We start from the raw sequence: 13,038 nt of genomic DNA on the forward strand, positions 1-13,038 counted from the left end.
GCTTTAAAATTTTATCTTTAAATTGCTTCATTGTATGCCTCACTTTGTAATAGAATGTTCAGATGGAAAACAAGCTTTCCAGCATTATCATACAAAAACAGGCACCGTTGTTTACTAATATTTCATTTCTATCCATGAATATCCGGGAGGTTGAACAGATGGAACTAAAAAATGATACGCTTCTTTTAAAACTATTAAGTGATAAGGATGCTTCGGTATATTACAAGCTATATACCGAAAGAATGAATGAGCATCCTTTTCTTCCAGATGAAACACCGTTGGCATTTACTACCCGAATTCTTCAATTATGTAATGTCTTATTCACCATACGACTAAGAAATCAGCCGGAGATCATTATTGGAGATTGTGCCTTGCATGACTGGGATCAGAAAAATAATGAAATTGAAATTGGTGGTTCCTTATTCAAAGCCTACCAGGGGAAAGGTTATATGCAATCGGCTTTTGATCTCCTCATTGAACACGCAAAGGACCGCTATCATGTAAAGAAAATCATAGGTAAAACGCAAGTAGACAATAATCATGCGATTCGCCTGGTTGAAAAGTTGGGTTTTCAGAAAGAAAAGGAGGAAAACAGCACAGTTCTTCTTAGTAAAATATTGTAACTGGTTTTGCTTTTTAAGTCGAGCTTTCAGGCGAGTTGCTTTTATAAAACAGCTTTTTGTTTCCCATTCTTTATACAGGTTATATTCTCTGCACAACTCCATTTTTTGTTGGGTATGTATTATTGTCAGAATGCTAACGGGCAGTTCCTGAAATTACGAATAACGGCTGTACTTCGCAGTCATGCTCTCCTATTAAAAAGTAAAAGGAATCTTTCATGCTGACTCCTTTTAATTTATCATGATCATATAGATGTTGTAAGGCTTTATGCAAAGCCAGGTAAGCATTATACATATAAATATTACTCAATTCGGAATAGCCTTCCAACTCGAATACATCAAGGTGCCCATATTTATCTTCATCAATATTAAAGTAGGCCAGTTTAGTTAACGGAGTACAGCATTCCAGCGAAACGCCAGGAACAGCATAGTAACCATTCGCAAAATCATAACTCCCGAGGTTGTCATATGGAGTTACCTGAAAAGGAATGGGATTCTCCAGTTTAGTTATTCCATATACAAGCGCTTCTTCCGACTCTGTTAACAGATCACTGTATTCGAAAAGAATAGCAAATAAGGCTGTCTCCATGTCAATATCCTTTTCGGGATTTGTCCACCAGTTCCGTATGTTCGCTTCCAGTTCAGCGACAAATGCAGAAACGTTATCATCGGCTGAGAGTTCCGGTACCAATGGTCTGAATTCTTCAAGTAAAGGGTGTAGATCGGTGATAGCAAGAAATGCTGATTTATTGGCTGATAGCTCATTGGAGAGGAATGCTTTGATTTCAGAATTCATGGATAGTGATTGATGTTTGGAAATAGTAATCTTGGTTAGATTCTCCTCAACAAAAATAGTCTAAAACGTATATTTTTATTTTCTGTTTCTAATCTTATCTGGTTTTGATAGGTGTTTTATAGATAGGCTATTGCTTGTAAAGAAGGGATTGGGCTTGGATTTGGGAGAGTCTATCATAATTTCCAAGGAATTGGTTCGGGAACAATCCGAACAGGATCACAGAATTAGAAAAAGGCTTCAGAATATATTTGAGCGGGAAGTTCTTATGCAGGCTTATAAGTATGAACGACGATCCCGCCGGGGAAATCCTCTGCAGCAACCAGTTTCAGGTCGAGTGGCTTTGCAAAGGCGTTGAAGATTGGCAGCCCCGCGCCTAACACTGTCGGATGGATTGCCAGGCGGTATTCATCGATGAGGCCTGTCCCTATCAGGCTGCGCATAAACCCGGCGCCGCCTAATGCCAGAATGGGCTTCCCGGGTTCTTGTTTCAGTAGTTTAATACTTTCAGCAAGATCACCGTCGAAGACCCGCGTATCAGCCCAGGAGGCAGCAGTGTCGGGCGATACTTTAAACCCTTTTTGGGTAAATACAGCTTTGGGGGTTTCGTTCATTGGTGCGGCAAAGGGCCCTGTTGCAGTTGGCCAGTAAGCTGCCAGCGTTTCAAACGATTTCCTGCCCATAATAAGCAGGCCGGCCTCCACAATTTGTCCGACACTCCAGGCCCTCGAAGCTTCATCAGAGCTCTGGAAGACCCAATCTTTCTCTCCATTGGGACCGCCAACAAAACCGTCAACCGAGATCGACATTTTCATAATTAGCTTGCGCATAAGTCAGAGATTTGTTCCCGAAAATAAACCATCTCCTTGTAGCGATGCAGGGGTGATAGCGACAAAGACAGGGGGAATTGCGCATTCGCGGCCTCTGCCCTGAACATGGTTGTGTGTTGTTAGCTTAACATATAGTCCAGGATTGGCGCACATTTCTCCTTACATGGCTTGTAGTAGGCCCCATGTTTCCAGGTGGCTGATTTGGGAGATAAGCCCCACCAGAATTCGACCAGAGCCAAAGGCTCCATCTGATGACGGAATGCGTATTGCAGCAACTTCGGACCAGCACATTCCCCGGCACCTGCAGGCGGTTGTTTATAGCCGTGGGTGGTAAAGATATCTACCATATTTTTAAAATGGCCTGCCTTATTGATGAAGTTGTATTGCTCCAGGAGTCTTCGTTGTAGCGTGATGGAATGAGCTTTACGCAATTCCTTTAGCTGTGTAATGGCTGGTTGATGGAGGATAGCATCTTCCTGGGAAAGAGCGGCAATTTCATTGTTGATTTCTGATAAACGAATCATCCCGGCATTTAGAAAGCTGCCTGTTTTAAGTCCGTCGAATATGGGCTCTACAAATCGGTTGTGATGATTTCCATTTGCCAGCTTGCCGGAAAATGCCGACAGATAACCCAATATTCCATGCCGGGTTCGTACTACGAGTACGCCGAACATTTTACCAATAACAGCGCCATCGCCATTGTTATCCAGGCCAAAATTATGTTTCCACTCACTTTGCAGGGCAAGATGTTGTTGAAGCTCAGCAACCGCAATTTCACAAAGTGGATGAATGCTATCATTCAGGCTAAAAGTAAGTGTTTCGGCCATAGCCCTGGCAGTGTCCTGGTCCGTAAAACGACAGAAGGCCGTGCCTGTTTGTTGTTCCTGTTCAGTTACAGATTGATCATAATCGTCTTCTACATCGGTCATATACACGCTTGTTGGCATACGGCTCCAGCCTTGACAGGCCGGCTTAAAAAAGCGCAAAGGTAGGCGATTTTGTAATTACTGTGTTATGTACAACAGTGTTTCCATGCTTTGTATCATATGCCCAGTCAAAAAAAAATCATATAAAAAGTTGATAATGAAATATATTTCCTTACATTTGCTGCCCCAATACACCGGGTGTATGGTAGAAAATGATTCCGTAGCTCAGTTGGTAGAGCAATACACTTTTAATGTATGGGTCCTGGGTTCGAGTCCCAGCGGGATCACAGACAAGTTTCAAACCTCGCGCATGGCGCGGGGTTTTGTTTTTTAGTCAAGTGTCCCTGTCATTAAATTTGTCAGCAGGTATTCTAATCTTTGTTTTTGTATGTTTATTGATATCTGTACCTGATACGAAAAGATCTGATTTTAGAGTATCCTTTTGTTCTCTCCACTATGTCTGGGGGGCATTTGAGATCGGGTTGTTTCGTGTGAATTTGAAATGGCCAATCACCATTTACCATTTTGTTAACAAGTAAAGGGTTATTTTTATAGCCTTACTCACCGAGTAGCGCTTTATATTTCCATTTATTCTATTGACATATTTGAGATTTATTCCTCGCTTCTTTAAAAATTTCAAATATGGTCATCTTTATTTTTTTTGCCAGCATTTGGTACCTGTCATTGTTCTCTCAGACTTTCTTTCAACATAGATATGCCGCTCATGGCGCGTTTACAATGAGTAAGGGATGGGAAAAGTTTTTCTTTTTATTTACCTATGTCACACAAGGCTCATCATATATGAGTCCCCGGGCATATGCTATTATGCACAGGCTGCACCATGCGCATACAGATACGGAGCTGGATCCGCATTCGCCTTCAAATTCGCCCAACATATTTTCGATGATGTGGGATACAAGAACTGCATATCAGCAGATTCTCCATAATAAGGTGGAAGTGGAGGCACGGTACACCAAGAATCTGCCAAAGTGGAGCTGGTTTGACAAGTTAGCCAACAGCAGTCTTTCCAGATTGTTATGGGTTGTGGCTTATGTATTATTTTTTGTCGTGTTTGCCACAAATCCATATCAGTACCTGTTGTTACCAATTGTAGTGTCGATGGGGGCATTTCATGGAGCGATAGTTAACTGGTTTGCACACAAATATGGTTATATCAATTTCAAGTTAAGAAATACAGCCATGAACCTCTTGTTTGTAGATGTATTGATGCTGGGAGAATCTTATCATAACAACCACCATAAGCATCCTTCTTCTGTGAATTTCGGACAGCGTTGGTTTGAGGTGGATCCGGTATATCATATCATCCGGTTATTGTCTTATTTAAAGGTTATCAGGCTGGTACATAGTCCTAGGAAGGAGATAGTTGTTTCCTGAGAATGAATACCTAAGTCAGTTAACAACATTCATGTGCGGCACTGTAAAAGTAATTCCCGCTGGCTACAATGTTGTTAACTGGCCTCTGTAGGTATATTTCAATAAATGCTGATATCCGATCTCCAATAGTTCCTTTATCAGAACTTTTTTGACTCGGAACCAGCCTTTCTTACAGCAGTTGCACTGTAACCTTTCGGTGTTTTTTCCCGCGTAAAATATACCTTATCTCTCTCCTTTACAGGCTCTGATATATCGTTAATATGAAAGAATATACTTTCTCTGGATTTGTCATCAGTGATAAATCCAAATCCCTTTGAGGTATTGAAGAAATTAACAACTCCGGTTCTTGTGGTCTCTTCCGGAGGTCGGGGAGTAGCGCCAATCCGGATGTCTTTTGAATCTATTTCTGCTTTTTTAGTTTCTTTGGGAGGTACGGAGCTGAGGTTTCCATTTTCATCCACGTAGGCCAGCATATCCTCCAGACTCTTACCTTTATTATTATTGGTTTTCCGTTCCTGCTTTTTTTGCATCTTGTCTTCTTTCACTTTGGCTTTCTTTTTTCTGTTTTCTTTTTTTGAAAATGATTCACTCATAATTACTTCGTTTTAGTTAAATCGCATTATTGCGTGATTGTTCTCTATTCTGACCACTCAAGCTCATGTATTCAGAAATCTTTCATGTTTCTAATGGCAGAGCTGTCATCATTATCATCTCCCATGTGTACATCACCATACCTTTGATATCGGTATAATGTCAGACTGAATACAATAGAAAAAAGTAAGGCTCCTTTTCAGAAACCTTACAAGACAGGGTTCTAACATAAATTTTTATCAGAGATAAAAGAGATATGTAAAATAATGTCTTAGTATCTTGTCCTGGGGAAACGCTCTCTTTCCGTTCTTGGCCTTGCTGCATTGACAACGATAGTCTGCGTGTCAACGGAAGTACCGTTCAGATTCCGGATAGCGCGCTCTGCATGAGCGTCATCCGGCATCTCTATGAAACCAAACCCTTTGGAACGGCCGGTGTAACTGTCAATAACTACTTTAGCATTCTGTACAATGCCAAATGGAGAAAACAGGGCTGTTAACTGTTGCTCAGTTGTCTCGCGGCTTAAATTGCCAACAAAGATGTTCATGAGGGTAAAATTTTAAATATGAGGAATATGGCAGCTGGAAAAGCGAAGACTGAGGAAGAAGAGGAGTAATCCAGACTAAATCAGAGGAAGCCGAGGCAGTAGCCTAATGCAATTTGTAATGTAACTATATTAAAGATAGGCTTTAAATTGAATAAATGCGGGATTATTTTGAAATTGCTCATTATTCAATTGCTTATCGGCTACATTTTTAAACATAGTTCGCCTGAGAAAGCAATAGTGTAAAAATGAAGACAGGAGGAGGGCTTATGTACACTATTTCAGACACTTTTTACCCATATAATGCCTGATTTTAATTATTTTTAAAATCGAAAACCATTATACTGTAGTGAAAAAATTTCCGGGCTAGAATAATTAACAGCATTCAAATCATCTATGGGATACAAACTATCTTTGTTAACCGGCCTCATTTTGCTTGCCGTTTCATTATACAAATTGAAGCAGTCTATTGATTTCATTGGCAGAAGCGAACGTGCCATGGGTATCGTTATCTCGCTGGAGGAAGACGGTGATGGAGCTTACTCTCCGGTTTTTGTGGTAAAAACGAAAGAAGACGAGATCATTTACCACCATTCAGTTGCAAATAGCCCGGCAACCTGGCATATCGGAGAAGAAGCCATCTTTCTGTACGACCCCGGAAATCCAGGTTCCGTTACGATGATGGGTTATTTCTGGCTTTTCAACTGGACTATATTTTCTATTGCCATCGCTATTCCGTTGATTATTTTCGGTTTGAGCTACTATTTGATTAATCCATTGATGAGATTGCAGGATGAAAGCCATTAACCGTTATTTAATGCTAAGCAGATGATGCTTCAAATTATGAGTGGATGTTGTTGTTCACCCCCGTATAAATACCGGTAATTATTCGCATAACTATAAATTTGATCTGATATCTTTGCCTGCAAAATTTTGTGATGTCTACATTCTCCAACTATTATGATATGATCCTTGATCATGTGTCTGCACGGGTCACCTTAACGGCTGATGAAAAGCAACTTTTTTGCGATGCCCTAACATTACGGAACTTATTGCCCAGGCAATACCTGCTGCAGCAAGGCGATATTTGCAGACATGAAAGTTTTTTGTGTAAAGGATTTCTGCGTTCTTTTTATGTAGATGATCAGGGAGATGAACATACGTTACATTTTGCATTGGAAGATTGGTGGATAGCAGATTTGCAAAGCTTTATTAGGCAGGAACCGGCTACACGCAGTATTATAGCCATGGAACCCGTCACTGTATTACAGATCGAAAAGCATACAAGAGAAGAGTTGTTGAAAGAGGTACCAGCGCTCGAACGTTTTTGGCGTATACTCAATGAAAATGCATGTGCCTCACAAGATGAACGTATTCTGAATAATATCACCCTCACAGGGGCAGAACGTTATGCGCAGTTATTAAAAAAATATCCTTCCATAGATCAGCGTATGCCCCTGAAGCATATTGCTTCTTATCTCGGCATTACACCTGTATTCCTAAGCCAGATCAGGAAAAGTAACCTGAAAAATTAAATTAGTTTAATTTCATTTATTATAATAGTTATACCTGCAACGGCAACGTGTGAAATACTTTTGTGTTCATAACATACATACTTATGAACACAATAAAACATCCAATATTTCAACCGTTGCAATTGCCGGGACATCTATTAAAAAACAGATTGACGATAGCGCCTATGTCCCGCGTAAGCGCTACCTCCGAAGGGTTGGCCACTAGTGAGATGGCAGACTATTATACTGCATTTGCCAAAGGAGGGTTCAGTATGATCATCACCGAAGGCAGTTACACAGATGAGATGGCGAGTAAAAGTTATCCTCATCAACCCGGACTTGTCTCCCCTTCTCATGCAGCAGCCTGGCAACCAGTAACAGAACAGGTGAAAACACATGGTGCCCTTATCATTGCACAACTGATGCATGCAGGCGCTCTATCCCAGTACTCTCCGGAAACGATTGCTCCTTCTGCTATACAACCGGTAGGCGTTAAATTGGCACAATATGGAGGTACAGGCGCTTACCCCTTTCCGAAGGCTATGAGCCCGGAAGATATTAATACCGTTAAAGAAGGTTTTGTAAATGCCGCCAAATTCGCGCTCCAGGCTGGTTTTGATGGAGTAGAATTACATGCTGCCAACGGATACCTGCTCGATCAGTTTCTTACACCCGAATTAAACGTTCGTGAAGATCATTATGGAGGCAATACCAGCAACCGTTTCCGCATCATCGCTGAAATTATTGATGCTATCAGAGCGGTTGTACCAGTGCATTTCCTGGTAGGTATACGGCTATCAGAAGGAAAGGTTAATGATCTCAAATACCGCTGGAAAGATGGTGCGGCCATGGCCATCGAAATTTTGGAGGAAGCCGGAAAAACAGCCCCCGATTTTATTCATATTGCTGTTCAAACCGGAGAGTGGGAGCGAGATAGCTTTTACAGCAATGGCACCTCTTATGCCGCACTGGCAAAACAAATAACCGGCAAGGTGATCATCGCTAACGGCGGAATGCACCAACTGACAAGGGCCGCCAGGGTTATCGAAGAATCGCATGCCGACCTTCTCTCTATAGGAAAGGCTGCCCTGGCCGATCCGGCCTGGCCTTTGCACACACTGAACGGAACACCATCCCTTGCCTTCCATCCTGATATGCTTTGGCCCGAAGCCACGATCAAACATACAAATGCAATTATCAAATCCAAACACATCACTATCTCATGAAAACACTTTTTTTAGTACTCGTTAGCTTATACAGCATGCACGTTTTTGGACAAAAAAACAATTCAAACTATCAAACAAAAAATAACAAAATGAAAATCTCACAAATAAAAATCAATCCAGATCCGTATCAACCTTTCCGCCTTGCTCAGGGCTATCGCGCCGGTGATCTCTTATTCATTTCCGGACAAACAGCTATTGATGATCATGGTCAATTAATCGGGATCGGTGATTTTGACAAGCAGGCTACCCAGGCTTTTGAGAACCTGGAAAGAGTATTGAAAGCAGGTGGTTCCAGTCTCAAAAATGTGATAAAAGTAACTATCCTGTTAAAGGATATGGGTAACTTTAATAAGATCGTTGCTTTGAGAGGTAAATATTTTACCGCTCCTTATCCTGCAGACACAATACTGGAAGTATCTTCCCTTTATTCTCCTGATGCGCTGATAGAAATAGAAGCAGTGGCTGTGGCAGATGATGCAGCAGAATGGAAACAGTAAAAATACTGTCGTCAATGGTATACAGAAAAAGCCTTCAGATCATTTGATCTGAAGGCTTTTAATTTCTACTAACTTCAGAGTGATGCCTGTAATAAAAAGAATAGCCGTTAATCAACCTGTTAACGGCTATTCTTTTGTGCCTGATTATTTGGTGTTCATGCTGGTGATCAGCGACACAAGTGTGCTTGCACTAACAGGAACCGGATTGAAAGTTATTGTAGTATAGTTTTGGCCTGCAGCAGGGGCGCTGATAGTTACAGTTCTCTGCTCAGCATAGAACTGACCGCCGATAGAGGAGATGGCAAGGAAAGTGCCGCTCTGTCCTACAGGAATGGCGTTCTGATAGCTCAGGAACCCTTCGAAGCCTGGGGGCGGAGTGAAGATGGTGTTATAGAATTTGATGATGCTATTGATGCCAGTAGGTTTGAAGTACAGCATGGTAGGCTCTTCGCCGCTAAAGCTGGTGCTGGTAGCCGGATTGTAATTGGAGTTGAAGTAGGCCAGTACGGTCGTTTTCGGATTTGGCAGACTCATTAATCTGTCGCAGTTGGTCCATTTGATGAGGCTGTCCAGTCTGAAGTTGAGGGTGCCATTGGTGCCATCAAACAGTGCGTATGCAGAAGCCGGATTTGTTACCTGCTGCCAGTCTATGCCTTTGTTTGCGCTAATGGTAGTAGATAAAGTGATGAGCTGGTTTACATAATTGTAACCACTGGTGTTGATAGTGATAGAGGTATCACCGTTCCACATTGGGATACGCTGGTCAACTGGTTTGGCAGGTACCTGAACTTTGATGGCGCTGTCTTTACGTAATTGTAACGGTGTTGTGCCCTGGTTTGCTGAAACAAAAAATTCACCGAAGGATTCCAGTGGCGCGCCTGTGTTGGTGGCGGTAGGTCTGTCTGCGAAGATCATACCTGCAGCATTACTAATTTCCTTTACAGAGAAAGTGATGGTACCTGTAGCAGGGCTGCCATCAGGTTTTACCAGTGAGTTATCAGAAATAATATACGTTCTGCCGCCTTTAGTGGTAAAGGAAGCGCCCTTCTGGAGGTCTACAGTGTAGGTTTCATATGCCGGACCATTGGCTCTCAGGAATGTGTGAAGCTTTAATCCGTCAGGATCAGGTGCTGCCGCCGCTGCCACCCTGGCGGAGAATTTTTCCTTTGAAGCATCGGAAAGATCGTTTTTTAATTGTTTGGTACATGCACCAAACAATAGGAGTACGGCGATGCCGCCTGCAACGTAGATGGAATTACTGCTCATAGCGTTGTGTTGAGGGAATTTAAAAATCGGGTTTCGAGTGATCAGTTTTCTTGAAAGTGATTATAGGTTGAGCCATGAAATTACCATGTGTAACTGCTATGATAATTCAGAGTGATAATTATTTTTATTTTATAGAAATAGTAGAGAGATGTTGTTGAGCAATACCATCGGCAGAAACCCATATATGGTATGTTGCGTTGTTCTGATCGGTTCCGTAGGGCTCATTACAGCATTTTTGAGTTGTGTGGGAACTGCAAAACCTGCGCTGAGCAAAGGTTTTATTTGGGGGAATGTTTAGCGGGGTTTCTTTTATACAACGTTCTCCATACTTTATGCAGGTTGACCAAGCCTGGTTATATGCGTTTCAACCGCCTGTAACTAACTGTGTACAAATTCTCCATTATCTGTCACTGCTTTGTTGCCCCATTGGGTAATGGCTTCCAGTACCGGTACAAAACTTTCCCCCAATCTGGTTAAGTCATAAACGACTTTAACCGGAGGTTTTTTACCAAATACCTTTCTTGTTATCAATCCGTCTTTTTCTAATTGTTTCAATTGCAGACTTAGCGTCATTTCCGTAATGGAAGGTATCTCTTTACGGAGTTCATTATATCTTTTCTCCCCATCTTTGAGATGATAAAGAATTACGGCTTTCCATTTTCCTCCGATCAGATTCATGGTTAAACTAACTGTACAAGGGTAGGCTTTCCCGTTAAATTTTACATAATCTCCAATACACTCTGTTTTCATTTGTCATTCGTTTTAATCTATCTGTTTGGATAGATATTGCAAATGTATCATACTAAAAATAGTCATGCAACTAAAATAATTATAGTACAGAAGACACCGAAGCAGTTCAGAGCCGTAAGACTGCTGATTGAAGATTATACCAGATCCTTTGTAGAGGCAAACCTGTAATGCAACAACCGGTAACTGCTATCGTGCTGGTCCATTTTTCTTTCTCATAGCTATCATTTTTCTGATGTAGATGCCTAATTTAAATTATTTTAATGATTAATAATTATGATGGAAATTTGCACTATCAATAATTAAAATGATACAAATGAAGATATTCATTATCAATGGTGGACAGGTTTTCGCGCATTCCGGCGGGAAGTTCAACGACTCTCTAACGGACTGGACAACAGGATTCCTGGGTCACAAAAGATTCGAATACAGAGTTACCAATATCAGCGACGACTTTGATCCCATGGCTGAAGTGGAAAACTTTAAATGGGCAGATATCGTCATCTATCACACCCCCATATGGTGGTTCCAGGTGCCTAACCGTTTAAAAACGTATATCGATGAAGTGTTCACCGCGGGCCATCAAAACGGGATGTATACCAGCGATGGAAGAAGCCGTAAAAATCCTGCTATCAATTATGGCACCGGCGGACTGATGCAGGGCAAAAAATATATGGTCACTACTTCCTGGAACGCGCCGGATACAGCTTTTACCTTGCCTGGTGAATTTTTCGACCAAAAATCAGTCGATGATGGCGTTATGTTCGGGTTTCACAAAATGAACCAGTTTGTAGGGATGGACAGAATAGAAGGGTTTCATTTTCATGACCTGGAAAAAAATGCTACACAGGAGCGGGTTGACAACTATCGTCATAGCTATCTCAAACATCTGGAAGGAGTATTCACTTTTGAAAAACAATTATCATGAGCATTTATTTGACCGCGATTATCAAAACAAAGACCGAACATCGCGATGAGGTCGTAGCAGTATTACAGAATATGGTAAAGGAAACCAGAAAGGAAGAAGCCTGCATTCAGTATGACCTTCATCAGGGAACCGAAGATGAAAACCTGTTTGTTTTCTATGAAATATGGAAGAGTAGGGAAGGACTTGACAGCCACAACCAGCAGCCTTATATCCAGGCATTTGTTGCTTTGGCGCAGGACAAATTGCAGGAAGCCCCCAAAGTTTATCTGACTAAAAAAATATAAAGAGCAGATTACAGGTCATTGTCCGGCCGCCGGCAGATATTATCCCTTATCGGAATAATTGTGAAATAAACAATTAATAATAAATCGTTCCGGCGGCAGAAAATGACCTGTCATTTTCGGAAAACTATATCATCACAGCGTATTCAGGAAATCATTTTTACGCCGTTGTGAAATCTCCAGCTTGACACCGTTTGTCATGGTCACATAGCCGTTTTTTCCTTTGATATAACTCTTTATGAAACGTAAGTTGATGATCGTAGATTGATGGATGCGGCAAAAGTTATTTGCACCGAGGAGATTCTCATAAAATCCGAGGCCACGGGAGGAGGTGACCTTCATATTGTTCGCCAGGTGAAAAGTAGTATAGCTGCCTTCTGAATGACACCAGATAATATCCTTGAGGTCGAGAAACTCAAACCCGTTGACGGTAGCCACGCTTATTTTCCTGTCCTGGCTGCTTTGCTGGGCCAGGTTGTGTAACAGGGTGTCCACATGCTGATGTCTGGTTTTTTCGTTTATCCGTGTACGTGCCCGGTCAACAGCCTCTCTGAACTCATTGAGGCCAACGGGTTTCAGCAAATAGTCTATCGCCGCAAACTTGAATGCCTTGAGGGCATAATTATCATATGCAGTTATAAAAACCAGTTCAAAGTTCTTTGCAGATAGTTTACGCAGTACATCAAATCCTGTTCCGTCAGCTATCTGGATATCCATGAATACCAGCTGTGGTGCTCTGTTCTCAATCAGCTCTATGCTTTCTGAGATATGGCTGGCGGTGCCAACTACCTCCAGGTCCGGCGCAAATTGCCGGATCAGGTCGCAGATTACATGCATGTTTTTTTCATCATCTTCAATAATAACAGTGGTTATAGTCATA

The 13,038-nt window shown here is 41.7% G+C and carries 16 protein-coding genes and 1 tRNA gene; 9 read left to right on the forward strand and 8 right to left on the reverse strand.

Features of this window, described 5'->3' with window-relative positions; all coding sequences use genetic code 11:
- Positions 1–62 precede the first annotated feature (62 nt).
- Entirely contained in the window at positions 63–623 is a 561-nt protein-coding gene (locus DF182_RS25730) for a GNAT family N-acetyltransferase (RefSeq protein WP_113618632.1), read from the forward strand.
- A 133-nt stretch (positions 624–756) separates the two neighbouring features.
- Here the strand turns inward: DF182_RS25730 and DF182_RS25735 are convergent, their stop codons facing one another.
- The 3 genes from DF182_RS25735 to DF182_RS25745 all read right to left on the reverse strand — a co-directional run bounded on the left by DF182_RS25735 (position 757) and on the right by DF182_RS25745 (position 3,229).
- The gene (locus DF182_RS25735) at positions 757–1,416 is read right to left on the reverse strand and encodes a hypothetical protein (protein WP_113618633.1); all 660 of its coding nucleotides are present in this window, start codon (positions 1,414–1,416) and stop codon (positions 757–759) included.
- A gap of 263 nt (positions 1,417–1,679) precedes the next feature.
- Positions 1,680–2,243, reverse strand: a complete 564-nt coding sequence (locus tag DF182_RS25740; RefSeq protein ID WP_113618634.1) for a dihydrofolate reductase family protein — start codon at positions 2,241–2,243, stop codon at positions 1,680–1,682.
- A 119-nt stretch (positions 2,244–2,362) separates the two neighbouring features.
- Positions 2,363–3,229 (reverse strand): pseudouridylate synthase, encoded by an 867-nt coding sequence (locus DF182_RS25745; RefSeq protein WP_211327209.1) that lies wholly within the window; start codon positions 3,227–3,229, stop codon positions 2,363–2,365.
- A 154-nt stretch (positions 3,230–3,383) separates the two neighbouring features.
- Between DF182_RS25745 and DF182_RS25750 the strand changes: the two genes are divergently transcribed.
- Positions 3,384–3,456, forward strand: a tRNA-Lys gene (locus DF182_RS25750).
- Between the two features lie 355 nt (positions 3,457–3,811).
- On the forward strand, positions 3,812–4,564 hold the full coding sequence (locus tag DF182_RS25755) for an acyl-CoA desaturase (protein WP_113618635.1): 753 nt from the start codon (positions 3,812–3,814) through the stop codon (positions 4,562–4,564).
- A 137-nt stretch (positions 4,565–4,701) separates the two neighbouring features.
- On the opposite strand, the gene DF182_RS25760 is transcribed toward DF182_RS25755, so the two are convergent.
- On the reverse strand, positions 4,702–5,109 hold the full coding sequence (locus DF182_RS25760; RefSeq protein WP_245957562.1) for a cold shock domain-containing protein: 408 nt from the start codon (positions 5,107–5,109) through the stop codon (positions 4,702–4,704).
- Between the two features lie 317 nt (positions 5,110–5,426).
- Positions 5,427–5,702 (reverse strand): RNA recognition motif domain-containing protein, encoded by a 276-nt coding sequence (locus tag DF182_RS25765; protein ID WP_113618637.1) that lies wholly within the window; start codon positions 5,700–5,702, stop codon positions 5,427–5,429.
- Positions 5,703–6,095: 393 nt separating this feature from the next.
- Between DF182_RS25765 and DF182_RS25770 the strand changes: the two genes are divergently transcribed.
- The 4 genes from DF182_RS25770 (at position 6,096) to DF182_RS25785 (ending at position 8,936) form a co-directional block, all read left to right on the forward strand.
- On the forward strand, positions 6,096–6,506 hold the full coding sequence (locus tag DF182_RS25770; RefSeq protein ID WP_113618638.1) for a DUF3592 domain-containing protein: 411 nt from the start codon (positions 6,096–6,098) through the stop codon (positions 6,504–6,506).
- A 131-nt stretch (positions 6,507–6,637) separates the two neighbouring features.
- Positions 6,638–7,234 (forward strand): Crp/Fnr family transcriptional regulator, encoded by a 597-nt coding sequence (locus tag DF182_RS25775; RefSeq protein WP_211327210.1) that lies wholly within the window; start codon positions 6,638–6,640, stop codon positions 7,232–7,234.
- Between the two features lie 83 nt (positions 7,235–7,317).
- A complete protein-coding gene (locus DF182_RS25780; protein WP_113618639.1) occupies positions 7,318–8,439 on the forward strand; it encodes an oxidoreductase in 1,122 nt (373 codons plus the stop codon).
- A gap of 89 nt (positions 8,440–8,528) precedes the next feature.
- The gene (locus DF182_RS25785; protein ID WP_113619732.1) at positions 8,529–8,936 is read left to right on the forward strand and encodes a RidA family protein; all 408 of its coding nucleotides are present in this window, start codon (positions 8,529–8,531) and stop codon (positions 8,934–8,936) included.
- Positions 8,937–9,080: 144 nt separating this feature from the next.
- Here DF182_RS25785 and DF182_RS25790 read toward each other — a convergent pair whose 3' ends face one another.
- Positions 9,081–10,202, reverse strand: coding sequence for a hypothetical protein (locus DF182_RS25790; RefSeq protein ID WP_113618640.1), 1,122 nt, complete (start codon positions 10,200–10,202; stop codon positions 9,081–9,083).
- A 378-nt stretch (positions 10,203–10,580) separates the two neighbouring features.
- Positions 10,581–10,952 (reverse strand): winged helix-turn-helix transcriptional regulator, encoded by a 372-nt coding sequence (locus tag DF182_RS25795; protein ID WP_113618641.1) that lies wholly within the window; start codon positions 10,950–10,952, stop codon positions 10,581–10,583.
- A gap of 313 nt (positions 10,953–11,265) precedes the next feature.
- Between DF182_RS25795 and DF182_RS25800 the strand changes: the two genes are divergently transcribed.
- Together DF182_RS25800 and DF182_RS25805 are read left to right on the forward strand one after the other, a co-directional pair.
- On the forward strand, positions 11,266–11,877 hold the full coding sequence (locus tag DF182_RS25800; RefSeq protein WP_113618642.1) for an NAD(P)H-dependent oxidoreductase: 612 nt from the start codon (positions 11,266–11,268) through the stop codon (positions 11,875–11,877).
- The gene (locus DF182_RS25805; protein WP_113618643.1) at positions 11,874–12,161 is read left to right on the forward strand and encodes a putative quinol monooxygenase; all 288 of its coding nucleotides are present in this window, start codon (positions 11,874–11,876) and stop codon (positions 12,159–12,161) included. Before DF182_RS25800 ends, DF182_RS25805 begins: the two co-directional genes overlap by 4 nt.
- A gap of 132 nt (positions 12,162–12,293) precedes the next feature.
- Here DF182_RS25805 and DF182_RS25810 read toward each other — a convergent pair whose 3' ends face one another.
- Positions 12,294–13,037, reverse strand: coding sequence for a LytR/AlgR family response regulator transcription factor (locus tag DF182_RS25810; protein WP_113618644.1), 744 nt, complete (start codon positions 13,035–13,037; stop codon positions 12,294–12,296).
- Between the last annotated feature and the right edge of the window lies 1 nt (position 13,038).

The sequence above is a fragment of the Chitinophaga flava genome (assembly GCF_003308995.1).
GTDB classification, from domain to species: Bacteria; Bacteroidota; Bacteroidia; order Chitinophagales; family Chitinophagaceae; genus Chitinophaga; species Chitinophaga flava.

Bases quoted from the DNA above. Each gene is read 5' to 3' on its own strand.
- DF182_RS25730 (WP_113618632.1), top strand. From the start codon at position 63: ATGGAAAACAAGCTTTCCAGCATTATCATACAAAAACAGGCACCGTTG.
- DF182_RS25735 (WP_113618633.1), bottom strand. From the start codon at position 1,416: ATGAATTCTGAAATCAAAGCATTCCTCTCCAATGAGCTATCAGCCAAT.
- DF182_RS25740 (WP_113618634.1), bottom strand. From the start codon at position 2,243: ATGCGCAAGCTAATTATGAAAATGTCGATCTCGGTTGACGGTTTTGTT.
- DF182_RS25755 (WP_113618635.1), top strand. From the start codon at position 3,812: ATGGTCATCTTTATTTTTTTTGCCAGCATTTGGTACCTGTCATTGTTC.
- DF182_RS25765 (WP_113618637.1), bottom strand. From the start codon at position 5,702: ATGAACATCTTTGTTGGCAATTTAAGCCGCGAGACAACTGAGCAACAG.
- DF182_RS25770 (WP_113618638.1), top strand. From the start codon at position 6,096: ATGGGATACAAACTATCTTTGTTAACCGGCCTCATTTTGCTTGCCGTT.
- DF182_RS25775 (WP_211327210.1), top strand. From the start codon at position 6,638: ATGTCTACATTCTCCAACTATTATGATATGATCCTTGATCATGTGTCT.
- DF182_RS25780 (WP_113618639.1), top strand. From the start codon at position 7,318: ATGAACACAATAAAACATCCAATATTTCAACCGTTGCAATTGCCGGGA.
- DF182_RS25785 (WP_113619732.1), top strand. From the start codon at position 8,529: ATGAAAATCTCACAAATAAAAATCAATCCAGATCCGTATCAACCTTTC.
- DF182_RS25790 (WP_113618640.1), bottom strand. From the start codon at position 10,202: ATGAGCAGTAATTCCATCTACGTTGCAGGCGGCATCGCCGTACTCCTA.
- DF182_RS25795 (WP_113618641.1), bottom strand. From the start codon at position 10,952: ATGAAAACAGAGTGTATTGGAGATTATGTAAAATTTAACGGGAAAGCC.
- DF182_RS25800 (WP_113618642.1), top strand. From the start codon at position 11,266: ATGAAGATATTCATTATCAATGGTGGACAGGTTTTCGCGCATTCCGGC.
- DF182_RS25805 (WP_113618643.1), top strand. From the start codon at position 11,874: ATGAGCATTTATTTGACCGCGATTATCAAAACAAAGACCGAACATCGC.
- DF182_RS25810 (WP_113618644.1), bottom strand. From the start codon at position 13,037: ATGACTATAACCACTGTTATTATTGAAGATGATGAAAAAAACATGCAT.